Source organism: Mesonia phycicola (genome assembly GCF_900141885.1).
GTDB classification, from domain to species: Bacteria; Bacteroidota; Bacteroidia; order Flavobacteriales; family Flavobacteriaceae; genus Mesonia; species Mesonia phycicola.
In genome coordinates, this window is sequence record NZ_FQYY01000003.1 from 73,530 (window position 1) to 98,212 (window position 24,683).

The 24,683-nt window shown below is 31.4% G+C and carries 22 protein-coding genes; 5 read left to right on the top strand and 17 right to left on the bottom strand.

Going from position 1 to position 24,683, the window contains the following annotated elements:
- Window positions 1-82: 82 nt before the first annotated feature.
- The 6 genes from BUC03_RS04945 to BUC03_RS04970 all read right to left on the bottom strand — a co-directional run bounded on the left by BUC03_RS04945 (window position 83) and on the right by BUC03_RS04970 (window position 4,827).
- The gene (locus BUC03_RS04945) at window positions 83-388 is read right to left on the bottom strand and encodes a hypothetical protein (RefSeq protein WP_073148870.1); all 306 of its coding nucleotides are present in this window, start codon (window positions 386-388) and stop codon (window positions 83-85) included.
- A gap of 195 nt (window positions 389-583) precedes the next feature.
- The gene (gene arfB / locus BUC03_RS04950; protein ID WP_073148872.1) at window positions 584-991 is read right to left on the bottom strand and encodes an alternative ribosome rescue aminoacyl-tRNA hydrolase ArfB; all 408 of its coding nucleotides are present in this window, start codon (window positions 989-991) and stop codon (window positions 584-586) included.
- Window positions 991-2,520 carry a DUF4301 family protein gene (locus BUC03_RS04955; protein WP_073148874.1) on the bottom strand — a complete coding sequence of 510 codons (1,530 nt, stop codon included), beginning with the start codon at window positions 2,518-2,520 and terminating at the stop codon, window positions 991-993. Before BUC03_RS04955 ends, arfB begins: the two co-directional genes overlap by 1 nt.
- A 264-nt stretch (window positions 2,521-2,784) precedes the next feature.
- A complete protein-coding gene (pnuC, locus tag BUC03_RS04960) occupies window positions 2,785-3,420 on the bottom strand; it encodes a nicotinamide riboside transporter PnuC (RefSeq protein ID WP_073148876.1) in 636 nt (211 codons plus the stop codon).
- A gap of 33 nt (window positions 3,421-3,453) precedes the next feature.
- Window positions 3,454-4,191, bottom strand: coding sequence for a phosphoglycerol geranylgeranyltransferase (locus BUC03_RS04965; RefSeq protein WP_073148878.1), 738 nt, complete (start codon window positions 4,189-4,191; stop codon window positions 3,454-3,456).
- 3 nt (window positions 4,192-4,194) lie between these two features.
- On the bottom strand, window positions 4,195-4,827 hold the full coding sequence (locus tag BUC03_RS04970) for a 4'-phosphopantetheinyl transferase family protein (RefSeq protein WP_073148880.1): 633 nt from the start codon (window positions 4,825-4,827) through the stop codon (window positions 4,195-4,197).
- A 63-nt stretch (window positions 4,828-4,890) separates the two neighbouring features.
- Between BUC03_RS04970 and ahcY the strand changes: the two genes are divergently transcribed.
- On the top strand, window positions 4,891-6,207 hold the full coding sequence (gene ahcY, locus BUC03_RS04975) for an adenosylhomocysteinase (protein ID WP_073148882.1): 1,317 nt from the start codon (window positions 4,891-4,893) through the stop codon (window positions 6,205-6,207).
- Between the two features lie 84 nt (window positions 6,208-6,291).
- Here ahcY and BUC03_RS04980 read toward each other — a convergent pair whose 3' ends face one another.
- From BUC03_RS04980 to BUC03_RS04995, 4 genes are all read right to left on the bottom strand, one after another.
- The gene (locus BUC03_RS04980; RefSeq protein WP_159432696.1) at window positions 6,292-7,275 is read right to left on the bottom strand and encodes a metallophosphoesterase; all 984 of its coding nucleotides are present in this window, start codon (window positions 7,273-7,275) and stop codon (window positions 6,292-6,294) included.
- A complete protein-coding gene (locus BUC03_RS04985; protein WP_073148886.1) occupies window positions 7,244-8,257 on the bottom strand; it encodes a phytase in 1,014 nt (337 codons plus the stop codon). The genes BUC03_RS04980 and BUC03_RS04985 overlap by 32 nt, the downstream gene beginning before the upstream one ends.
- A gap of 70 nt (window positions 8,258-8,327) precedes the next feature.
- A complete protein-coding gene (locus BUC03_RS04990) occupies window positions 8,328-11,162 on the bottom strand; it encodes a TonB-dependent receptor (protein WP_143159140.1) in 2,835 nt (944 codons plus the stop codon).
- 178 nt (window positions 11,163-11,340) lie between these two features.
- Window positions 11,341-12,852, bottom strand: coding sequence for a tetratricopeptide repeat protein (locus tag BUC03_RS04995; protein ID WP_159432697.1), 1,512 nt, complete (start codon window positions 12,850-12,852; stop codon window positions 11,341-11,343).
- Window positions 12,853-13,228: 376 nt separating this feature from the next.
- Here BUC03_RS04995 and BUC03_RS05000 point away from each other — a divergent pair, with 376 nt between their 5' ends.
- Window positions 13,229-14,203 (top strand): ribonucleotide-diphosphate reductase subunit beta, encoded by a 975-nt coding sequence (locus BUC03_RS05000; RefSeq protein WP_073148890.1) that lies wholly within the window; start codon window positions 13,229-13,231, stop codon window positions 14,201-14,203.
- A gap of 25 nt (window positions 14,204-14,228) precedes the next feature.
- Window positions 14,229-15,920, top strand: coding sequence for a ribonucleoside-diphosphate reductase subunit alpha (locus BUC03_RS05005; RefSeq protein ID WP_073148892.1), 1,692 nt, complete (start codon window positions 14,229-14,231; stop codon window positions 15,918-15,920).
- Between the two features lie 78 nt (window positions 15,921-15,998).
- On the opposite strand, the gene BUC03_RS05010 is transcribed toward BUC03_RS05005, so the two are convergent.
- The 4 genes from BUC03_RS05010 to BUC03_RS05025 all read right to left on the bottom strand — a co-directional run bounded on the left by BUC03_RS05010 (window position 15,999) and on the right by BUC03_RS05025 (window position 18,234).
- Window positions 15,999-16,577 (bottom strand): DUF3332 domain-containing protein, encoded by a 579-nt coding sequence (locus BUC03_RS05010; RefSeq protein ID WP_073148894.1) that lies wholly within the window; start codon window positions 16,575-16,577, stop codon window positions 15,999-16,001.
- Between the two features lie 158 nt (window positions 16,578-16,735).
- The gene (gene rpmA / locus BUC03_RS05015) at window positions 16,736-16,996 is read right to left on the bottom strand and encodes a 50S ribosomal protein L27 (protein ID WP_073148896.1); all 261 of its coding nucleotides are present in this window, start codon (window positions 16,994-16,996) and stop codon (window positions 16,736-16,738) included.
- Between the two features lie 40 nt (window positions 16,997-17,036).
- Window positions 17,037-17,648, bottom strand: a complete 612-nt coding sequence (gene rplU / locus BUC03_RS05020) for a 50S ribosomal protein L21 (protein WP_073148898.1) — start codon at window positions 17,646-17,648, stop codon at window positions 17,037-17,039.
- A 121-nt stretch (window positions 17,649-17,769) separates the two neighbouring features.
- Window positions 17,770-18,234 (bottom strand): DUF4199 domain-containing protein, encoded by a 465-nt coding sequence (locus BUC03_RS05025; protein WP_073148900.1) that lies wholly within the window; start codon window positions 18,232-18,234, stop codon window positions 17,770-17,772.
- 158 nt (window positions 18,235-18,392) lie between these two features.
- On the opposite strand from BUC03_RS05025, the gene BUC03_RS05030 reads away from it, so the two are divergent.
- Together BUC03_RS05030 and BUC03_RS05035 are read left to right on the top strand one after the other, a co-directional pair.
- On the top strand, window positions 18,393-19,718 hold the full coding sequence (locus tag BUC03_RS05030; protein WP_073148902.1) for a M16 family metallopeptidase: 1,326 nt from the start codon (window positions 18,393-18,395) through the stop codon (window positions 19,716-19,718).
- 23 nt (window positions 19,719-19,741) lie between these two features.
- Complete coding sequence (locus BUC03_RS05035; protein WP_073148904.1) at window positions 19,742-21,808, top strand: M16 family metallopeptidase; 2,067 nt, start codon at window positions 19,742-19,744, stop codon at window positions 21,806-21,808.
- Window positions 21,809-21,855: 47 nt separating this feature from the next.
- On the opposite strand, the gene BUC03_RS05040 is transcribed toward BUC03_RS05035, so the two are convergent.
- Genes BUC03_RS05040 through BUC03_RS05050 form a run of 3 tightly spaced genes read right to left on the bottom strand, consistent with a single transcriptional unit; the run spans window position 21,856 to window position 24,682 of the window.
- A complete protein-coding gene (locus BUC03_RS05040) occupies window positions 21,856-22,734 on the bottom strand; it encodes a DMT family transporter (RefSeq protein ID WP_073148906.1) in 879 nt (292 codons plus the stop codon).
- Window positions 22,735-22,785: 51 nt separating this feature from the next.
- Entirely contained in the window at window positions 22,786-23,355 is a 570-nt protein-coding gene (gene gldD, locus BUC03_RS05045) for a gliding motility lipoprotein GldD (protein WP_073148908.1), read from the bottom strand.
- Window positions 23,336-24,682, bottom strand: a complete 1,347-nt coding sequence (locus tag BUC03_RS05050; protein ID WP_073148909.1) for a gliding motility-associated protein GldE — start codon at window positions 24,680-24,682, stop codon at window positions 23,336-23,338. Before BUC03_RS05050 ends, gldD begins: the two co-directional genes overlap by 20 nt.
- Window position 24,683 lies beyond the last annotated feature (1 nt).

Consider the following 24,683-nt stretch of genomic DNA (forward strand, 5'->3'; position numbering starts at 1 on the left):
ACTTATACGACTAGAATTTTACTGCAATTTTACCTTTAGTAAACGCCAATTAACTAAAGGCCTCTCATTTATGGATAAAGATTTATTTGGTTGGTTTAATCCACTCCCCTTCAGAATTTGTAAAAACAGTTCTAGAAGATGATTCTGAGCTTTTTATTTCTAATTTATATTCTTTATAACTATTAATATAAGCGTTTACTATAATTGCTTTAAAATCATTTTTAACAGCATTTATTACTGATGGCGGTACTTCTTGTAACTCTATTTTTTTAAATGAGCTAGTTGTTTTTTGCAACTTAACTTTTTTAGAAAAATTATTTTGAGCTATAGTTTTACTATTAACAACCATACCACATATAAACACAACTAACATTACTATCTTTTTCATAATTAGAATATTAATTATAAATAAGTATATAGAAATATCTATGCCATTAATTTATATGTAGATGAAAAATCTTCAATACACTGGATATAAAGAAGTTTACAGACAATAAAGAGAAGAAAACAAAAATTAATAACTGTAGAAAACAAAAAAATCTACAGGTATACTGTAGATTTTCAACACACTTTAATGAGCTTGTTATTGTAAGGGATTTCTTCTATTTAATTTTTTATCTGATTGTATTTTCTTTTGTTTCAACCTTTTTAGCTTAGATAATTTAGAGGGCTTTGTTTTTTTTCTTGGTTTTTGTACAATTAAGGCATCTTCTAAAATTTTAATAAATCGCTTTATTAGTAGTTCTTTATTTTTATGTTGGCTACGAGTGTGATCTGCACTTATTTGAAGTACGTTTTCTTTAGTCAGCCTATTTTTTAGTTTAAATGCTAAACGTTCTTTTTGCTCTTCAGAAAAAATATTTGAGTTAATTAAACTCCAATCTAAAACTACTTTAGTACTGGTTTTATTAGCATGTTGCCCTCCTGGTCCAGAACTTAAAACAGCTTTAAATTCTACTTCTTGAAGTAGCTCATCTACATTATTAATCATTACACTTGGTGATTTTCATTTAGCAAGTCTACCACATTTTTAACAGGGTTAAATGTGATTACTGGTACCTCTACAAAAATAGTGTTCCAATAAGCCATAGCACCGTTCCACAAACCAGGTAATTCTAAAGCTTTTACATTTCTACCAAATTTAGATTTTTTGGTAATAAAGCCTTTTTTAGGATTTACATAATCTTTAAGATTAAACTTCTCTCCCTTATAATTTTTAACGCTACAAACTAAATCTACGGGATTAAAATGTGTGGCGTTCTGTACAATTTCTTGTTGTTGAGGGTCTTCATTATCCATTTGTGCCCCTTCTACAATTTGTAATGAAATATTACCTTCTCCGTCTTTCACCCAAAAAGGACCTCCACCAGGGGCTCCTTGATTTTCTACCATACCACAAATACGAATAGGCCTATTTAGTACAGATCTTACTTCTTCTTCATTAGTTAAAGTGGTTTTTACACTTAGCTTTTCATCTAACAAATTATTAGCTGCACGTAGAATGTGCTCGTTAAAACCGTCTTTATCAATTCTATTTAAAATTTCAAAGATTCGTTCTTGCACGTTTATTAGCTCTCCTGCTAAAGCTTTTTTATATCTAGCTACGGTATCTAAATGCTCTTGTTTAATAACATTATCTATGTTTTTAATAAATATAATGTCTGCATTAATATCATTTAAATTTTCAATTAAAGCACCGTGACCTCCTGGTCTAAATAAAATTTTCCCTTCGTTGTCTCTAAATGGGTTATTATCAAAATCTACAGCAATAGTATCTGTAGATTTTTTCTGAAAAGAATAATCTACTTCAAAACAAACACCTGTTGTTTTTTCTACGCGGTCTTTAATTGATGCAAAAGTTTCTTTAAATTTATTTAAATGATCTTCTGTAACTGTAAAATGTAATCTTGCTTTGCCATTTACACTTGCGTATTTAGCTGCCTCTACTAAATGCTCTTCAAAAGCGGTTGCATAATTAGTGTTGTAATTATGAAAAGGCACTAAGCCTTTTGGTAAATTAGAGTAATTAAGACCTTCTTCTTTTAATAGGGTTTTTACAAAAATGTAATGCTGCTCATCTATAGATAATTCTTTATAATTATTTACAGATTTTTCTATTTCTTGCATTACTTCTTCATAAAAAGCAAAGTTTTTATACCCTTTGAAAAAGCCTTTAAGCACTTCAGATTTTTCTTTAGCTAAAAACTCTTCTACAGATTGTTGTTCTGGATTGTATTTTGCTAAAAACTGATGCAATGCTTTAAACATTCTAGTAGCAGCACCACTAGCAGGCACAAACTTTATTACATCTACTTTAGAATCTTCATATTTTCTAAAAAACAATTCAACCTCTTCTTCGCTAAAAGATTGTATCCCACAATTAATGTTAGCTGCACTTACCAATTCTACTTTAGGTATACCTTCTTTAAAAGTTTTTAATTGTTCTCTTACAGTATCTAAATTTAATTGATGCTTTTCTATTTGAGTAATATCTTCTTTACTTAAATCTATATCTAACATTATTGATTGAGTTATTTGCTTGATTTGTACTATTAATAAAGTGCTTTAAACTTTAGCTTTTGCCTTACCATCACCCTGCTAAAATTTTAAAGCTAATTAACATAAAATATAAATATTATCTCATACCCTATGTTAATTTGTATTTTTTTACTTATAAAAATTTAAAAATACAATTTACTTAAAAATCTAAATTGCATTTACCAAAAGATTAATAAACAGATGTGTATTTTTTACATTTTTTTTAGAACTTAATTGTATATAAAACTAAGTTATATCTTCTATGGGTTGATTAAGTAGTTTTTTCCACGCTAAATAACCATAAATTGCTAAAATAGTCATTACTAAATATAAAATAGCGCTAAACATTAATCCTTTGTAAAAGTAAAGCGGTACAGATATAATATCTCCTACAATCCATAACAACCAATTTTCTATTTTCTTTTTTGCCATAAGCCACATACCTACAAAAAAGATAGCAGTTGTTAATATATCTGTATAAGAATACCAAGCTTGCCATTTATTAAATAATTCATACACTAATATTATACTTACTAATGTGGCAATAAAAATTATAACACAGGTTTTTTTCTCAGATATGGTAGTTTTTGTAATTGGGGTAAGATGTTCTCCATCCGTTTTAAGAGTCCATACATACCAACCATATATACTCATAGAAAAGTAATAAACATTAATAAGCATATCTCCCAATAATCCATAATGAGTGAGTATGTACACAAAAAGTAATGTGCTTATCATCCCCGTTGGATATACCCAAATTTTATTCATTTTTGAAAAAACAACGCTTAGTACTCCAAAAATTACCCCTATAAACTCTAATACAATTAAATGAGTAGGAGTACCTTCATATTGAGCAAATAGCCAGTCTATAATTTCATTCATAATTAAAATATTATCTGTAAGTAATATAGGGTTTTATTTTATTGCAATTATTTCTTCTGAACTAGTATTAAGAAAGCTAGGGTTATTTTCAAAAGCTGTCCCTATTACTACCATAGTAGCTCCTGCTTGGTAAGCTTCATCTATTGCTTTTTTAGATCTAATGCCGCCTCCCACTATTATAGGTATAGAAACTTCTTTTTTTACTGCAGAAATTATTTTTGGAGAAACTCTATTTTTTGCGCCACTTCCTGCTTCTAGGTATAAAAGTTGTTTTCCAGAATATTCTCCTGCTAAAGCGGTATTTACTATTTCTTGAATATTATTTTGACTTATAGGTAAAGTTTTACTTACTCGTTGCACAGAGGTTTCTTTACCTCCATCTATCAATAGATATGCTGTAGGAATAATTTCTAATGAAGTAGTTTTGAGTATTTCTATAGATTTTACTTGTTGCTCTATTAAAAACTCTGGATTTCTACCCGAAAGTAAAGACAAAAATAAAAGTGCATCTGCTTTATTAGTAATCTGCGTAAAATCACCAGGAAAAATTATTATAGGTAGAGTAGTATTCTTTTTTAAAAGGTTTACTAATTGCTCGGTTAAGTTTTCTTTCACTGTACTACCGCCTACTAATAAATGAGAGGTGTTTTTTGGCAGCTTGCTTATCAAGACATCTATTTCAGAAAAATTTACCTTATCGGGATCTATTAAAATAGCCAACAACTTGGTAGAGGTTTTTATATGCTGCAGTAAATTAGTTTTTCTTTTCATTATTTATTCTGCTAAAAGCGTATAGACACACGTAAAACCTTCAAACTCTAAATAGTTTAATTTAAAATTAGTTTGCTCTCCTTGATAATTTAAACGAGCAGATAACTCTTCTTCATCAAAAGAAAAATCTTCTACATATATATGGTGTAAAAACAACAAACCAGGTATACCCACTAATTTGTAAATACCTTCTTTTGCTCCCCACACAATTGTTAACTTTCTAATAATTGCTTCTTCATTAGCCAAGGTGTGGTATTCTTCTAAAGGAGTAAACTTATTAGCTATTTTTAAAATTTTATCTCTTTGTTTTTCTATATCAATACCTATGGGTTTATTGCTCACTATAATCCCTGAAAACTCAAAAGAATGTGTAATAGAAATATATTTCCCGTCGTTTAAATGTGGTTTTCCTTTTTCGTCATAAAATAAATCAAAGTCTGTATAACCAGCTTCTGCCAACAAATGTCTAATACTCATAAAACCACGTTTATGAATTTCAGATTTCATTCCGTCTACTCGTTTTTGGCAGTGATCTGTTAGTTTTACATCTTTAGATAACCACTCAAACGACTCTTCAATCTTCCAAATGAAGACTTTAGTAAGTTCATCAACTGTTATAGTTTTATAAAGAGCCATAAAATTTATTAGATATTATGTATTTTTGCGCTAGAAAAATTGCGAATAAACAAATATAAGAATATGAGTACGAAAACAGTGCCTTACACGGCTTATAAAGTAAAAGATATTACCCTTGCAGATTGGGGTAGAAAAGAAATTGAACTTGCCGAAGCAGAAATGCCTGGGCTTATGTCACTTCGTGAAGAATATAAAGATGAACAACCGTTAAAAGGAGCTCGTATTGCAGGATGTTTACATATGACTATACAAACTGCGGTTCTTATTGAAACTTTAGTAGCTCTTGGTGCTGAAGTTACTTGGAGTTCTTGTAACATATTTTCTACTCAAGATCAAGCTGCTGCTGCAATTGCTGCTGCAGGAATACCTGTTTATGCCTGGAAAGGGATGAATGAAGAAGAATTTGAATGGTGTATTGAACAAACACTTTTCTTTGGAGAAGACCGCAAGCCTCTAAATATGATTTTAGATGATGGTGGAGATTTAACCAATATGGTGTTTGATAAATACCCAGAATTAGCAGAAGGTATTAATGGTCTTTCTGAAGAAACTACTACTGGAGTTCACCGTTTATACGAGCGTATGAAAAACGGAACTTTAGTTATGCCAGCTATTAATGTAAACGATTCTGTTACCAAATCTAAATTTGATAACAAATATGGTTGTCGTGAAAGTGCCGTAGATGCTATTAGACGTGCTACAGATGTAATGCTTGCTGGTAAACGTGTGGTTGTTTGTGGTTATGGTGATGTTGGTAAAGGTACTGCTGCTTCTTTTAGAGGTGCTGGTAGTATTGTTACCGTTACAGAAATTGACCCAATTTGTGCTCTACAAGCTGCAATGGACGGTTTTGAAGTAAAGAAACTAGAAAATGTATTACATAAAGCAGATATTGTTATTACTACTACAGGAAACAAAGATATTGTACGTGGTGAGCATTTTGAAGCTATGAAAGACAAAACTATTGTTTGTAACATTGGTCATTTTGATAATGAAATTGCCGTTGCTTGGTTAAATGAAAAATATGGAGACTCTAAAGTTGAAATTAAACCACAAGTAGACAAGTATACTATTAATGGTAACGACATTATTCTTCTTGCAGAAGGACGTTTAGTAAACCTTGGTTGTGCTACTGGTCACCCTAGTTTTGTAATGAGTAACTCATTTACTAACCAAACTTTAGCACAAATTGAACTTTGGAAACATGCAGATAAGTACGAAAACAAAGTTTACATGCTACCAAAACATTTAGATGAAAAAGTTGCTGCTTTACACTTAGAGAAAATTGGGGTAGAGTTAACAGATTTATCTAAAGAGCAAGCAGAGTACATTGGTGTAGAAGTAAAAGGTCCTTTTAAACCAGAATACTACAGATACTAAACCAGCTTTATGCTTACATATAAAATCGAAAAATCCCGCTTTAGGCGGGATTTTTCTTGAAAAGAAAACTTGATTTGAGATTTATTATTTGGGTATCTCATATTTATAGGTTATTTCTCCTTTCCAGTTTACGGCTTGTACCAGCATTTTGGTAGGCAATAAACTAACAATCAAAAAACCTTGTTCAGATTTTGAGAATTGGGTAAAGTCTGACTCTCCTGTAGGCCTAACATCTGAACCTGCACCTGATATAAAATGATGCGTAAACACCTTTTTAGGTTTTAAATGCTGGATGTCATGCTCATGGCCTGCAAAGTAAGCAGGAACTTTGTATTTTTCAAATATTTTTTCTAAATGATTTCGCACATAAGGTTCATCATTTACTCTTTTGCCAGAAGTATAAAGCGGATGGTGCCCAATTACAATATTCCAATCTGCAGTAGAGTTTTTCAAAGTCTTTTCTAACCACTTTTTTTGTTTTGAAGAGTCTTGCTCTTTTACTTTGGCATATTTTTCTGACTCGTAATAATCATCTTCAAAAGTATTAGTATCTAAAAAAATAAATTTTGCGGTGGTTTTATCATCTTCTAAAGTTTTTTCTACTTTAAAATAACGGTCTGGCATTGTCCATCGTTGACTTATTTTTGAATAATCTATTTGCGCTTGTACATTACCACGGTAACCGTGGTTACCTATAGCTACATACCATGGGCAAAATAGATTTGAACCATAGTAAATATCTTCAAAACTACTTTTTAAATATGGGTCGTTAACAGAAGCTATCCCGTTAGGGTAAAAATTATCTCCTACAGAAATAATAAATTCTGGTTCTAAAATAAAACCTGCCTGTTGCATAATATCTGCTACTTCAGCTTGTTTAAAATGACCATTTCTACCCCAATCACCAATTACATAAAAGTGTAAGCCATCTTCTTCTACTTGCAATTCTTTTAAATTACTATTTTCATTATCGTTATAATATTTTTTTTGCGCCAAAATATTTAACGAACATAAAAACACACCTATAAATAAGAAACTATTTAGTTTCAATAATCTTTGATAAATCATAGAAATAGAAATTTTTATTATCATTCATTGCAACAAAAAGTCCGTTAGGGAATTTTTCATTTAAATAACCCGTGTACACTTCACAACCATCTGTTTCTACTGTACCTAAATTTTTAGCGTATAAAAATTGATTGGTTTTTCTGTCAAAAAAATTAAAGGTTCCTTCTTGTTGATTAGAAACTATAATGTAACCTTCTTGGTTATTATACTTTGCTATAGCAATACCTTCTATATCTCTATTAAAATACTCACCTCCAAAACAAGAAAGCTCTTCGTTACTTGCATCTGGCTCTGCATTGTATTTTCTTACACAAACCATTTCATCTGAATAATAAATGTAGCCTAACTCTTCATCTACTGCAATTGCTTCAATTTCTTTTTCTGCGCTAAACTTACCAAACTCTCTTACTAATTTAAATTCTATATGATCTCCTGCTGGCACTAATTCAAATTGTTGTAAGTAATTAATTTTAGGTCCGTTTTTTCTACCTACAATTGCATAGGTTTTATCTGTTTTTGGAGATTTATAGATAGATATACCCATAGGGAGGTTCCACTCATTTTCTCTTTTTTCTTGAAAAACTTTAAAGCCACCTTGATCTAAAGGTTTCATATCTGGTACAGAAAATAACCTAATCTGCTCTCGTTCTCTCTCTGTAAACATTAAAATATCTGTAGTAACAGAGTCATTTAATTTTACATTATACTCTACATCTACATTATTAGGCCGCTTCATCCCATGAAGAGTTTTCTCTTCTATAATTTTACCATCTAAATTAAAAGCATAGATAGCTCCATCTGTTTCTTTATCTGTTCCAAAAACAATACTTTCTTGGGTGTTTTGGGCATTTACCCATATTGCAGGATCATCTGTGTCGTGCAAGGTAAATTCTGTAATTATATCTGGTTTAATTTCTGGTAGATTTTCACCACAAGAAATAAAACCAATAGTAGTTAAAATTACTAAGGCTTTTCTTATCATTATTATAGGGTTAAAAAGAGAGTGTTTAGTAAAAAATTACAAAACACTCTCTTGTTAGATTTTTGTAGGTTTAGTATAAGTTATATTTAAGACCAAAGGTTAGTCTTCTCTCATAATACTCCATTTGCATAGTTCTGTTTTTAGAACCTTGATAGTATCTTAATGGCTGGTTGGTAATGTTATTTAAACTACCATAAACACTTAAGTTTTTATTAATAGAGTAGTTAACATTAAAGTCTAAGAAAAATTGCTGATCGTAATAACGGTCTTCAAAATCGTTACCTCCTAATTCATCTAAATAAGCATCAGAAAAATTACCAGATAGTCTTGTGCTAAAACGCTTATCTGAATATGAAAGTGATGCATTAAACATATTTGGAGAAGATCCAGGTAAATCTAAATCTCCACGCTCATCTCCATCTTCATTTCTAATTCCGCTTGCGGTAGAATGTAAAAACGTGTAATTGGTGTAGATACTTAAGTTTTTAGCAAAACCTGGTAAAAAATCTAATTGACGTTGAAAAGATATTTCTGCTCCATAAATTTTAGCATTATCACCATTTAATGGCTGATAAATTTCAAAGTTAGTACCTTCTTCTTCTAATACATATGTATAAACAAAGTCATTAATATCTTTATAAAAAACACCTCCTGAAAGTATACCAACAGAACTAAAATAATGCTCTGCCATAAAATCAAAATTCATAGAAGTTGTAGGGTTTAAGTCTGGGTTACCTATAGAGATTTCATCATCTTCAATTTGACGGTACGGAATTAAATCTACGTAGTTTGGTCTAGCCAAAGTGTTAGTCCACGCAAAACGTAAAACTGTTTTATCTGTTGCATCATACTTTAAATGCACACCTGGCAATACATTTGTATAATTGCTAGTTTCTTCTATTTGTGTAACTATAGAAGTATCATCTACATCAAACTCGTTTCCTTTACTTTCTATTTGAGTAGCTTCTACACGAATACCAACTAAAGCGCTTAACTTATCTGTAAGCTTTTGGTTAGCCATAATGTAACCAGCATAGACGTTCTCTTTTACTTCAAAATTTTCACCTAAATACTCATCTAACACAGCTTCTTTTTCAAACAACTCTGCGTTATTAAGGTTTAAGTTTCCTAAGAAATTAGCAGAAGTAAAAATTCCTGGTTCATATTTATCATCTACAATAAAATCATTACTACCATAAAATTTGGTATTAACACTACTCAAGTTATCTAAATCACCAGATTCTGGAGAATACTCGAAGAAATCATTATCTCTGGTTTTTGTTTTAAACCTTCCTCTTAAACCAGCTTTAATTATTCCGTCTCCTTTTCCAAAAAAGTCTGCAGGCATTTCTGCATTTGCAAAAAAGTTAAAATCTTTCTCTTCTGTATATTGATTTTCTTCCGTAAGTTCATCTAATTCAAAATCACTTAAATCGGGATTTGTTACTGCGGTATGTAAAGGTTTTCTTGTATCTGACACGTCATTATTAACTTCATATTCAGATGCATAAACAATATACCTTTCTTGCGGTCTATCTTCTGAAGCTTTTGCAAAAGATCCCATCCAATCTAACTTAATGTTTCCTAATAAGTGATCTCCTCCCAAGCTGTAGTTTTGCATACGTTGGTCTTCTAATCTTCTGCTTTGCGTTCTACCACCTGCAACACCACCTTTTGTTTCTCTTTTCACTTCTGTAGGAAAACGAGTTAAATTTCCGTTTTGGATATCAAAGTCACCTATTTGTATGTCTTCTCCGTCTAAAATTTCTGAAGAATAAGCAAAACGATTTTCTCTATCGTCTCTCCAATTATACATACTCTTTACGTAGATAGAGTTGTTTTCATTAAAACGATAATCAAAATTAGCAGAAAAACTACGTCTTATACGTTGAACTAAGTATTTTCTAATTTCAAAAGTTTTAGCAAAAGGATTTACATCTAATTCTTCTAAAATATCTTCTCCGTCTTCATCTTGTTCTCCTGTATTATATTCAAACTCATTACCCCACTCTGCCTCTACATTATCTGAACCAAAATCATTATCATTTATAGATGCAGAAAGCATATAACCAAATTTTCCGTTTTTAGTACGGTCTCCAATTAAAAAAGAACCGTTTAAAATTCTTTTATCACTAATAAAATTTAAACCAGAACCTACTGTTGCAGAGAGTCTGAAGCTTTCTGGTGCAGATCTTGTTACTAAATTAACAGACCCACCAAGTGCATCTCCATCCATATCTGGAGTTACAGCTTTGCTTACCTCTATGGTTTGAATCATATCAGACGGGATTAAATCCATCTGTACATTACGGTTATCTCCTTCTGCAGATGGTATTCTACTACCGTTTAATGTTACCGAGTTTAATTGCGGTGCTAAACCTCTAACAATAATATTTCTTGCTTCCCCTTGGTCTACCTGCATAGTAATACCAGGAATACGCTTAGCTGCATCACCTATATTGGCATCTGGAAATTTACCAATCTGCTCTGTAGAAACAATATTGGTAATGTTAGTTTTATTTTTTTGTGAGTTTAAAGCTTTTGCTTGCGCACTTAACCCACTACCTATAATTTGTACCGTACCTAAGGTGGTTTCTGCAGAATTTAAAATTAATTTTACAGAGCTAGTTTTATTAGCACTTACTTCTACCTCTTGCGTAATGGTACTATAACCTAAATATTTTACAGATAATTGATGTGTACCTTCTGGTATTTCTAGTAAAGTAAACTCACCATCAAAGTTGGTTACCGTTCCCTTATTTAGTTCTTCTATCATTACAGATGCTCCAGGTACGTAAAGTCCGTTTTCATCAGTAATTGTTCCTCTTACCGCTCCTTCTTGAGCGTACAAAAAGCTAAAATTCACAGCAACAAATAATGTTACAAGTGCTAGTTTTAAGTTCATAAAAAATTTAGTTTGGTTGTTTTATTATTTACAGCAAATCTATATTTAACAGAAGGTTAGCCCTAAATTTACTAAGCAACAAAGAGTGAACAACACGTCTTTTTTATAGCTACTTTAAGGCAACAATTAAGATTTCTTTACATTACACTAACACTAATAACAAACAGGGTGGTTTTTTCTATAAATTCATAAAAAAATGCACTAATTCTTGCTTAGAATTAATAGGAAGTTTTTTTCTTAGGCGGTATCTTGCTACTCTAACACTATCTGGAGTAACTCTTAAAATAGATGCTATTTCTTTAGAAGAAAGATTTAAACGAAGTAGCATTGCCAAGCGCAACTCTGAAGATGTTAGTTTAGAATTAGCCTTTTTAGACAGTTCTTTAAAAAATTGCGGATGTACATCTTCAAAAAAGCTCATAAACTCATCCCACTCATCTTCTTGCTGCAATGCAAAATCTAATTCTTTAGCTAATTCTTTGAGTTTTGCTTGGGTATCCATTTTAGAACGCGTACTCATTTTCTTTAATGTTGAAGACAAATCTGTAATCAACTTATTTTTCTGAGCAATGTTTAAGCTATATTTAGAAAGTGATGCCGTTTTTAATTGTATAGCATCTTGAAGTTTTTTTTCTTCTATTTCTTTTTTATCTAACTCTGCTTGCAGCATACGCTGTTTGTAATTTTGCAACTTAGATTTCTCTTTTCTTTTTCTATTTATAAAGAAAAAAGAAACCCCTATTAAAAATAGTAAAGCCACCCCTCCCAATAACATGAAATTGTGGTTAGCCTCATTAATTGTGTTTTGCTTGGTTAACAATTCTATTTGCGTTTCTTTTTGTTCTGTCTCGTAAATAGTTTGTAAAACATTAAGCTGCCTAAAATTTTGTTTTAAAAATTGCTCTTCTTTTAAATCACTATACATAGAAAGATGCAGATAAGCTTTTGCGTGGTTTTGTTGTAACGCATAGGTTTTAGCTAAGTCTCTGTGCGCACTCTCTATTTGGTGATGATCTTTATATGCTTCTGCCAGAGTCAGTGCTTTTTCTGTATAACTTAAAGCTTTTTTATACTCTCCTGTTTTTCTGTAAACATCACCTATATTATTGAGTACATTTATTTGCTGTACCCCATTTTGTGTTTCAAAATAACGGAGTGATTTTTCAAAATACTCGTGAGCTAAATTAAACTGAGTTAAATCTTCATAAATACTTCCTATATTCTCGTTTACAACCGCTATACCTTCTTGGTCTTTAATTTCTTCAAAGAGCTTTAAACTATTTTTTTGATGTGTTAATGCTTCTAAGTAATTCCCCTCTTTCTCTAAGCAACTACCAAAAATACCTTCTGCTACTGCTTCAGATTTTGTTTGTTTAACCTGTTGTGCTTTATCTATATTATTAAGCAGAATATTTTTTGCTTTCTCGTAATTTTTTAATGTAAGGTAGATATGAGCTATTCTATTATTTAATAAAATATTTAAAGAATCTTGATTGTTTTTAGTGGTGATTTTTAAAGCTAAATTGTATTGCTCTATAGCCTCTCCATAAACTTCTGAAAGTTGAAAATAATCACCCAATTGAATGTATTTTTCAGAGATTAAAATAGAATCAGATTTTTTCTTTGCAATTTCTAATTGATCTTTAAAGAGATAAAAAATAGAATCTTGAAACTCATGGTTATTTGCCACCTTTTCTCTTTCTTGAGCTACTAAAAAAAATGAGTAAAAAACACAAAAAAAGAAAGTGATTTCTCTTCGCATAAACGCCTATATATGTAGTGAAAATTGTAATCGATAAACATATACACAACATGTTAATTAAAGATTAGCTAGATGTTATAGTTACTTTATTAAAATCTACATTAATTTTCAATCACTTAAAAATCAACCTATTAACAACATGTTAATAACCTCTTAGATTTTTTTTCATCTTTTGCAATTTGTAAAGCAATCATCCATTAATTTAGTAAACCGGTTTTTATCGATTCTATTTTTATACATAGTCTTGATATCAAAAGCGTTATCAAATAAAGCGAGAAAAATAATCTAAAATCTACATATAGTTATGGGCATTTTTGACAAGAGAGTTAACTACAAACCGTTTGAATATCCAGAGGTATTAACATTTACTGAAGCTATAAATAAAGCTTATTGGGTACATAGTGAAATAGATTTTACAGCAGATACACAAGATTTTCATTCTCACCTAAACATAGGAGAAAGAACGGCTATAAAAAACAGTTTATTAGCTATTGCACAAATAGAAGTTGCAGTGAAATCTTTTTGGGGTAAAATTTATGATCATTTCCCTAAACCAGAATTTAACGGGTTAGGAAGTACTTTTGCAGAGTGTGAGTTTAGACACTCTGAAGCTTACTCAAGACTTTTAGAAGTATTAGGTTATAATGATGAATTTAAAGATTTACTAGACGTCCCTGTAATTAAAGAACGTGTAGACTACTTATCTAAAGCATTACAAAACGCCAATTCAGAAGATAAAAAACAGTACGTAGTGTCTTTAATTATGTTCTCTATTTTAATAGAAAACGTATCTCTTTTTAGTCAATTTGCCATCATTTTATCTTTTACTCGTTTTAAAGGATTAATGAAAAATGTAAGTAATATTATTGCTTGGACATCTGTAGATGAACAAATTCACGCAAATGGAGGCATCTATATTATCAACAAAATAAAAGAAGAATACCCAGACTTTTTTGACCAAGAAACACTAGACCATATTAAAGAAACAGTAAAGCATTCTTTAGACGTAGAAAGCAAAATTTTAGACTGGATTTTTGAAAATGGTGAACTAGAAAATGTAAAAAAGAAAGATTTACTAAACTTCATGAAATTCCGTATTGACGATAGTATGGAAAAAATTGGAATGGAGAAAATTTACAATATCTCTGCAGAAGATTACGCACCGTTAAGATGGTTTGAAGAAGAAGTTTTTGCAAACAGCCTTGATGATTTTTTTGCAAAAAGACCCGTAGATTACACCAAGCATGACAAAAGTATCACTGCAGACGATTTATTTTAAAAATTAAAAAAACTGACAAACTCAAATGTTCACAAGCGAATTACCTTTAATAAACGATAATGATTCCCTAAGAAAAAAACTTTGGTGGAAAAATGAAGAAAGCGAACAAATACTTAATCGTGGTTATCTTTTAAAAGGAGAAACCGTAGAAGGAGCTATAGATAGAATTACTACAGCTGCCGCAAAGAGATTATACAAGCCAGAACTTAAAGAATCTTTCCAAGAGATGATAGAGCGCGGTTGGATGAGTTTAAGCTCTCCAATTTGGGCAAATATGGGTACAGAAAGAGGTTTACCTATATCTTGCTTTAACGTGCATATACCAGATAATATTGAAGGCATTACTCACAAATTAGGTGAGGTAATTATGCAAACCAAAATTGGTGGAGGTACGTCTGGATATTTTGGAGGTTTGAGAGCAAGAGGTAGCGCAGTAACAGATAATGGTAAAAGTAGTGGTGCGGTAAGTTTTATGAAACTTTTTGACACGGCAATGGACACTATTTCTCAAGGAGGAGTTCGTCGTGGTGCATTTGCTACTTATCTAGATATTGACCACCCAGATATTGAAGAGTTTTTAAAAATTAAAAATATAGGTAACCCTATTCAAAACCTATTCAATGCAGTTTGTGTACCAGATTATTGGATGCAAGAAATGATTGATGGAGATGGAGATAAAAGAAAAATATGGGCTAAAGTTTTAGAAAGTAGACAACAAAAAGGTTTGCCATATATTTTCTTCTCAGACAACGTAAACAGAAATAAACCTCAAGTTTACAAAGATTTAGGAATGCAAATTAATGCAAGTAACTTATGTTCAGAAATTATGCTTCCTTCTTCTGAAGAAGAATCTTTTATCTGTTGCCTATCTTCTATGAATTTAGAATTGTATGATGAATGGAAAGATACAGAAGCCGTTAAACTAGCTATTTTCTTTTTAGATGCAGTTCTACAAGAATTTATAGAAAAAACAGAAGGTAACTACTACCTAGCTTCTGCTAACCGTTTTGCAAAAAGACACAGAGCACTAGGTCTAGGTGTTTTAGGATGGCATTCTTATTTACAGAAAAACAATATTCCGTTTGAAGGGATGGATGCTAAAATGAGAACAACAGAGATCTTTAAGCATATTCAAAATAAAGCAGACAAAGCTTCTGAAGAGTTATCTAGAATTTATGGAGAACCAGAAGTACTTAAAGGCTACGGAAGAAGAAACACCACAACATTAGCTATTGCTCCTACCACCTCATCTTCTGCTATTTTAGGGCAAACCTCACCAGGTATTGAGCCATTTAGCAGTAATTACTACAAAGCAGGATTATCTAAAGGAAACTTTATTAGAAAAAATAAATACCTTAAGCAATTACTGCAAGAAAAAGGTATTGACAATGAAGATACCTGGAGAAATATAATGTTAGATAATGGTAGTGTACAAAAGTTAGATGAACTTACCGCGCATGAAAAAGCAGTATTTAAAACTTTTAAAGAAATAAGCCAATTAGAGATCATTCAACAAGCTTCTATTAGACAAAAGTATGTTGACCAATCTCAGAGCTTAAACCTTAATATACCTTCTGCAATACCGATTAAAGAGGTTAATAATCTTTTGATTGAAGCTTGGAAACTTGGTGTAAAAACACTTTACTACCAAAGAAGCCAAAGTGTATCTAAAGAAATGGTAAACAACCTAGTAAACTGTAGTAGTTGTGAGTCATAAAACTTATTATTAAAACAAAAGAAAAAAGAGCCTTTGAAAAATTTCAAAGGCTCTTTTTTTGTTATGATTAGCTTATTTTTAATTCGCAACAGCAAAAGCTTCACACTCATTTTTATACATATGAGTTTCAATTACCGCTAAACCAGTTTCTCTAGACGCTTGCGGATCTACTTTTACATCTTTAGTTGGTAAATGAACAATATACATACCATCTTTAAAAGAAGATAATTTAATCTCTTCCCCATTATCTTTTACAGCCGTCCAAGATTTTTCTTCAGGACTATAAACTAAATCTACTTTTTTCCCTTTTTTAGGACCATCTAAAACTTCAATATTCATTTTGTTTTTAGTAGCTGTTAGACGCATCTTATTTCCTTCGTGCTCAATAGTTTGTGTTTCTATCTCGCCCTCAGACATTGCAATTGGGTTAGATCCAGACCAAAATTCAATTACGTTAAAAATAATGGCATCCCCAAAAAAGAAAAGCCCATAAACCGGTACTATATTTAAACCCCAGAACAATAAGTTATTTACAAACTTATTATCTGTTACTTGCTCGTTCCAATCTTTAAGATTATTAAACGCGCTAAAAGACCCCAAACAACTAGAACATAGTAAGCTTAAAGACAACACAGAACAAATTAAAATTTTTCTCATAATTAAAAAGTTATTTTGATTAGTTTTTAAATCTATAAAATACTTTTAAGTACTTGTGTTTAAAACTTGTTAAATACTTAATAATCATAAATTTCTAAAACAAAAAAAGTCGTAACAACTAAATGTTACGACTTTAAATTTTAAACTAGAAAAGTATCTTAAGCTTCAAAAGGCTCTATAGATACATAAGATTTGTTATCTTTTTTCTTAGTAAATTTTACAAGACCATCTACCTTAGCGTGTAATGTATGATCTTTTCCAGCATACACATTCTCTCCAGGATTATGTGCAGTACCTCTTTGTCTTACGATGATATTTCCAGCAATAGCAGCTTGACCACCAAAAATCTTAACACCTAAACGTTTTGATTCTGATTCTCTACCATTCTTAGAACTACCTACTCCTTTTTTGTGAGCCATTGTCTTAAGGTTTTATTGTTATACTTAAGTAGTTTAGCAATTAAGCTTTACCACCATCTAATTCGTCTTGCCATTTCTTTAACTCATCCCACTTACCATCAGCAGCTAATTGAGCTTGTGCTGGCCAAGTATCTGTTACGTGACTACCACGAACACCTGCAATAATTTCAGAAATTTTTGCAGCATCAGTTTTAGCTAATTCAGCAAAAGTGCTAACACCTGCTTCTACTAAAGTTTCAGCAATTTTAGGACCTATACCTTCAATTTTCTTTAAATCATCAGCTTTTCCTGTTGCTTTTTTAGCAGTAGTTTTTTTAGCTGGTGCAGCTTTTTTTCCACCTTTAAGAGTAATATCTTCAATAAGAATTTCTGTTAAAGATTGACGGTGACCGTTTTTCTTACGGTAACCTTTACGTCTTTTCTTTTTGAAAACAATCACTTTGTCTCCTTTTAAATGACGTGTAATTTTAGCTCCAACAAGAGCTCCTTCTATAGCCGGGGCGCCCAAAGTAATATTTTCACCATCACCTGTTAGAAGAACTTTATCAAAAGAGATACTATCTCCTTCTTCTCCTGCTAAACGATGAACAAAAACCTTTTGGTCTTTTGCAACTTTAAATTGCTGCCCTGCTATCTCTACAATTGCGTACATAGCGTAACGTATTAATTAATTATTTAAAATCGGATGCAAATATACTTCTAAATAATTAAAATACAAATGTTTCAGTTTAAATTACTTTAATGTTTAAGTATTTCATTTTCAGCACTAAAAACTATCTATTTTTTTTAGTATTCCAACTATCTTTCATTAGCTGCATTACAGCTAGACTCATAACTACGGTGGTTGCCAATCCCATTAACGCCACAATAAAACTTACTGTACCTACACCTACTTTGTAACCAACATCAAAACTGCCCATCATTTTATCTACAAAACCTGGTTCTATATTACTAGCATAGATAGCAAAGAAAATTGTAAAAATTATGGTAGAGATAAAGCCTGAAGCCACCCCTACTCCAAAACCGCTTCCGTAGGTAAATTTTTTAAGTGCATTGTTTTTAGAGTGTTGCTTATAGCTCTTAATTGCAAAAAATAGACCTACACCTACAATTATTAAATTTATTGCACTTACGTATGGCTTTAAATGAAGATTAAATATTGTAAGTAGTAAAAAAACTAAAATTAACAAAACGCCTATACCCAAACCATACTTAACTGAAATTGATTGATTTTTCATGATATTATATTTTTTTCTTTATAATTTCAGAAAAATCAACTTAATACTATGATAAGAACCTGTTAATTTTACATTTTATAACATTTATCTCATGTTTGATGTAACAAATAATTATTTTTGAAGTCAAACATTTAGAACAAATCAAAATCTAATTAAACATGATTAAAAGAATTAGCTTAGCTGCTTTTACTCTTTTAGCAACTTATGCTGGCTTTGCACAACAAGTAGAGTTTACAGAGTACAAACTAGACAATGGCTTAGATGTTATTTTACATCAAGATAATACAGCTCCAGTAGTTACTGTAGGTGTAATGTATCACGTAGGAGCTAAAGATGAAGAAAAAGGAAGAACTGGTTTTGCCCATTTCTTTGAGCATCTTTTATTTGAAGGTACAGAAAATATTGAACGTGGAGAGTGGTTTAATATTGTTGCTTCTAACGGAGGTAGCAATAACGCCAACACTACACAAGATAGAACTTATTACTACGAGACTTTTCCTTCGAATAAATTAAAATTAGGTTTATGGATGGAGTCTGAGCGTATGCTTCACCCAGTAATTAACCAAATTGGAGTAGATACTCAAAACGAAGTTGTAAAAGAAGAAAAACGTACTCGTATAGACAATTCTCCTTACGGTAAAATTATTTACAGCACTGGTATTAGCCCTTACATGTTTAAAGAGCACCCTTACAAAAATTCTGTAATTGGTACTATGGAAGATTTAGATGCTGCTCAATTAGACGAGTTTAAAGCTTTTTTTGATAAATATTACGGACCAAACAACGCTACTTTAGTTGTTGCGGGTGATATTGATTTAAAAGAAGCTAAAGAATGGATTGAAACATACTTTAAAGATATACCTGCACAACCAGCTGTTGAGCGTGTAAATATTAAAGAAGCACCTATTACTTCAGAAATTGTTGCTACAGAATATGATGATAACATTCAAATTCCTGCAAAACTTTATGTTTACAGAACACCTTCTATGAAAGATAGAGACGCATATGTTTTAGATATGATCTCTTCTATTTTAACTGACGGGAAAAGTTCACGTATGTACAAAAAAATGGTAGATGAAAACAAAGAAGCTCTTCAAGTATTAGCTTTCCCTAGATCTCAAGAAGATTATGGTATGTATGTTATGGGTGCTCTTGCAATGGGAGAAACCCCTTTATCTACGCTAGGTAAATCTATGGATGAAGAAATTGCTAAGCTACAAACAGAATTAATTTCTGAAAACGAATACCAAAAACTACAAAACAAATTTGAAAACAGATTTGTAAACTCTAATAGTAGTATTCAAGGTATTGCATCATCATTAGCTACTTACCATATGCTTTACGGTAACGTAAACTTAATTAATGATGAAATAGAAATCTACAGAAGTATCACTAGAGAAGATATTAAAAATGTAGCTAACAAATACCTTAAAAAGAACCAACGTTTAAATTTAGATTACTTACCAACTCCAGAGTCTAAATAATAACTGAAAAAACAGCTTTAAAGATGAAAATTAAAATATTATCAATTTTTATAATGTGCCTAATGGTAGTGGGTGCGCAAGCACAGATTGACAGATCTAAACAACCAGAAGCAGGACCGGCACCAAAAATAAATTTAGGCTCTCCAAAAACTTACAAACTAAGTAACGGATTGCAAATAATGGTAGTAGAAAACCATAAATTACCAAGAGTAAGAGCTAGTTTAATTATAGATAACAAACCTCATTCTGAAGGAAGCAAAGTAGGTGTAAAATCTATTTATAGCGCAATGATGGGTAACGGAACCTCTTCTATGACCAAAGACGAGTACAACGAAAGAATAGACTTTTTAGGTGCTAACGTTGGTTTTGGTCAAGAGAGTGCCTTTGCTAGTTCTCTTTCAAAATTTTTCCCAGAAGTAATGGAGCTAATGGCAGACGGCCTATTAAATCCAAAATTTACAGAAGAAGAATTTAAAGACCAGAAAGACAGAATAATGGAAGGTCTTAAAGCAGAAGCTAAAAGCGCTAGTAGTATTGCCAGCAATGTAAGCGGAAAATTAGCTTACGGTGGCAGCCACCCTTACGGAGAGTTTGCTACAGAAGAAACTGTTGAAGCAGTTACACTTGCAGATGTAAAAGCTTACTATAATAACTACATCTCTCCTAAAAATGCTTACCTAGTAGTTGTAGGAGATGTAGAAGCATCTGACGTTAAAAAACTAGTTAAAAAATACTTAGGAGATTGGAAAGAAAGCACTCCTCCAGGAGCGTCTTTACCAGGCTTACCAAAAGTACAATACACACAAGTAAACTTTATAGATGTACCTAACGCTGTACAAAGTGAGCTACGTGTACAAAACACGGTTAACCTTAAAATGGCAGACGAAGATTACTTCCCTGTTTTGGTTGCAAACCAAATTTTAGGTGGTGGTTTTGGTAGTTACTTAAACATGAATTTACGTGAAGAGCACGGTTATACTTACGGTGCACGTTCTTACACTGGTGCTGATAAATATGCAAGTAGATTTTCTGCTAGCTCAAGCGTAAGAAACGCAGTTACAGATAGTGCTGTAGTAGAAATGCTAAAAGAAATTGACAGAATTAAAGTTGAAAAAGTTTCTTTTGAAGACTTAAATAACGCAAAAAATAAATTTGCAGGAGATTTTGTATTAAAATTAGAAAGCCCTTCTACTATTGCAAATTACGCTTTGAGTATAAAAACTAACGATCTTGAGAAAGATTTCTACGAGACTTTCTTAAAGAAAATCAACGCAGTAACTCAAGAAGACATTTTACGTGTTGCAAACAAGTACTTTAAAACAAATGCAATGCAAATTGTAATAGCAGGTAAAGGAAGTGAAATTGTTGAAAACATTGAAAATATTAGCTACAACGGAAAAACAATTCCTGTATTTTATTTCAATAAAGATGGTGAAAAAATAGAGAAACCAGAATACACGAAAGAGATTCCAGAAGGTACAACTGTTAATACGGTTTACGATGCTTACATCAAAGCAATTGGAGGAAAAGAAGCTGTTGAAAAAGTGAATACTGTTGCGATGACAGGAAGTGCTTCTGTACAAGGAATGAACCTTTCATTTAATATGAAGCAAACTAACGACGGAAAAAGCGCTCAATTAGTTTCTATGAATGGTATGACTTTAAGTAAAAATATTTTTGATGGTAAAACTGGTTACCAAGAAAGACAAGGTCAAAAAATAAACTTTACAGAAGAGCAAATTGCAGATGCAAAAGCTAGCGCTGGATTGTTCCCTGAGTTAAACCCTGCAGCAGAAGCAAAACTAATTGCTATTGAAAAAGTAAACGGTAAAGATGCTTATGTAGTTCAATCTTCAGAAAAAACAAAAGATTACTACGATACTGAAACTGGTTTAAAAGTTCAATCATCTACTTCAGTTAGCCAAGCAGGACAAACAATGACCAACACTACTGGTTTTGAAGATTACAAAGAAGTGAAAGGAGTTAAATTTCCTCACGTAACGAAAGTAAGCTTCGGACCACAAGAAGTTGAAATTAAGATGTCTGAAATTAAAATTAATGAAGGTGTAACTGACGCTGACTTTAAATAATTTCTTTTTAATATATTTTAAAGCCGACTCTATTAGAGTCGGCTTTTTTATTTATTTTTTCTATTAGACATATAAACACCAAACAATATAATTGCCCCAGAAACCACTTGCATTATACCAAACTTCTCTCCATCTAAAATTCCCCAAGTAAATGCCACTACAGGAATTAAGTAAGTAACAGAAGTTGAAAAAACAGGATTTGAAATTTGCACCAATCTATTAAATAGAATTTTAGCAATACCAGTACCAACTACAGATAAGATAGCGATATACCCAATAGCAGTTTGAGTGGAAGAGTCATTTAAATTTTCAGCAGTAAAAAAATCAGCAAAAAACAATACCAAAGTTGCGGGTATCATTAAAATAGAAAAACAACCTGTAGTAATACTTAACGCAGGTATTTCTTGTAAATGGCGTTTAATAATATGTACGTTAATAGCATACATTGTAGTAGCTAAAAGCGGTAAAAATGCATACAATAAATCTTCAGGACTATCCATTTTAGCTCCGCTACTAATAAGCAATACAGAGCCTATCAAACCAATTATTACCCCTATAATTTGATTTTGCGTACTTTTTATTCTGAAAATAATAAACCCAAATACAATAGATAAAATAGGAACGGTGGAGTTTAAAATAGAAACTATAGCACTGTTAATTTTCAATTCTGCAAACGCGAAAAGGAAAGCAGGAAAAAAAGTTCCTAAAAAGGCAGAAACTGCAATCCATTTCCATTGGTGCTTTTCTATATTTTTTAAACTTTTAAAACCAATAAGTAGCAGAAAAATACCTGCCATAAAGGTTCTTAAAGCCCCCAATTGAAGTGGCGTTAAACCTAGTAGTCCTTTTTTAATTAAAATAAAAGAACTCCCCCACACTAAAGAAAGAGAAACTAAATAAACCCATTTAAGTTGCTGACTACTCATTGTTAGATTTTTTGCAAAAGTCTAACTATTTATTGAAAACAACTAAATAATTTATTCTTGAATGGTAGCCCATTTCATTGTTTCCATAATATGACGAATATCGTTAGAAAGATAATCTGCCGCAGGCACAATACTATCAAAATTTGGTTGCGCTTTAAAATAAATAGAACCTGTCACAAAATGATTTACGCTATCTGTTAAATAAAACTGAGCTTGAGAAGCTGCATCGCCTCTAACTTGATAAAAAGTACCGTAAGCTTTATTTTCTACATTAATATAAGTATCTCCCTCTATTTCATCAGCCTTTATAGTGTGCTGCAATGGTAATTTTTGCGCATCTATTAACAGTTTTTCTAAGTTGTTATTCACCTGTTTATAGGTAATAAAAATTGTTCCGTTTAATAGAGGATACTCTAAGTCTACCCAACAAGGCGTATTTGTTCTAGATGCCTTTACTTGCACTTGGTTATTAATCTCAAACTGATAAGGACACGGTAATTGAATTTTTTTATAAATGGGCTCAGAATAATTTAGCGCCAAAAAAGCTTTAGGTTTTGGTTGGTACCCCTTATCACAACCAACCAAGAGAAGAAAAACCACACTAATTATCACTAACCTCATACCCAATATTTAATTTTACTTGTTTAATACGTTTGCCCTCAATAGCTTCTATAGTAAACGTATATGTTTCAAATATTATTTTTTGATTTACCTGCGGAAATGCACCAGAAATTTCTAACAAGAAGCCAGCTAAGGTTTCGGCCTCTCCCTTTTTCTCTTCAAAATAAGTTGTATCTTCCAATTTAATAACTCTATAAAAATCTTTCATAGAAGTTTTACCTTCAAAGACGTAATTATAATCATCTAGTTTTGAAAATATTAAACCTTCATCATCAAACTCATCACTTATATCTCCAACTATTTCTTCAATAATATCTTCTAAAGATATTAATCCGCTAGTACCACCATATTCATCTACTACAATTGCTAAGTGATTTTTTTTAATTTTAAAATCATTCAACAAATCATCTAGCTTTTTATTTTCTGGCACAAAATAAGGTTCTCTCAATAAAGACTGCCATTCAAAATTAGTTTTATCTAAATAAGGCAAAAGATCTTTAATATAAAGTATACCTTTTACATTATCTATATTTTCCTCATAAACAGGTATTCTAGAATATCCGTTTTCTGTTACCTCTGTAATTACCTCTTTAAAACTTTGGTCTATGCTAAGTGCAAACATATCTATACGAGGCTTCATAACTTGTTTGGTTTCTGTATTACCAAAAGACACAATCCCTTGTAAAATTTTTTGCTCTTCTTTTGTGGTATCTTCTTCTGAAGTTAGCTCTAAAGCTTGAGATAATTGATCTACACTTAAACCATAACGCTGCCTACCTAACTTACTATGTATTAGCACTGTTACCTGCCTCATAGGAATACTAAATACACTTAATAGTTTATCTAAAACTGAAAGAGGGTAAGCCATAAAATTAGAAAAGCTCACCTTATTTCTATTGGCGTAAATTTTAGGTAAAATTTCACCAAATAGTAAGATTAGAAAAGTGACCACAATTACTTTTAAAAAGAAAACTAGATCTAATTGAAAATAATAAAAATTAATACTAGAGTTTATATTAGCAAACCAAACATCACTTAAAGACTCAAAAAGCAGAACTACCGCAATATTTAAAAAATTATTAGCCACCAAAATAGTTGCCAATAATTTCTTAGGTCTATCTAATAAGCGTACTAAAATTTGTTGCTTAGCTGTAACTCCACCATCATTAACATCAAAATCTGAAGGTGTTAAAGAAAACAATGCCACCTCTGAGCCTGAAATTAATGCAGAGCAGATTAAAAGTAACACAAGAACAACTATACCCATAATATGGGAAAAATCTATAATAGAAAAAATTATATATAAACTGGGAGGTTCGAGATCCAAA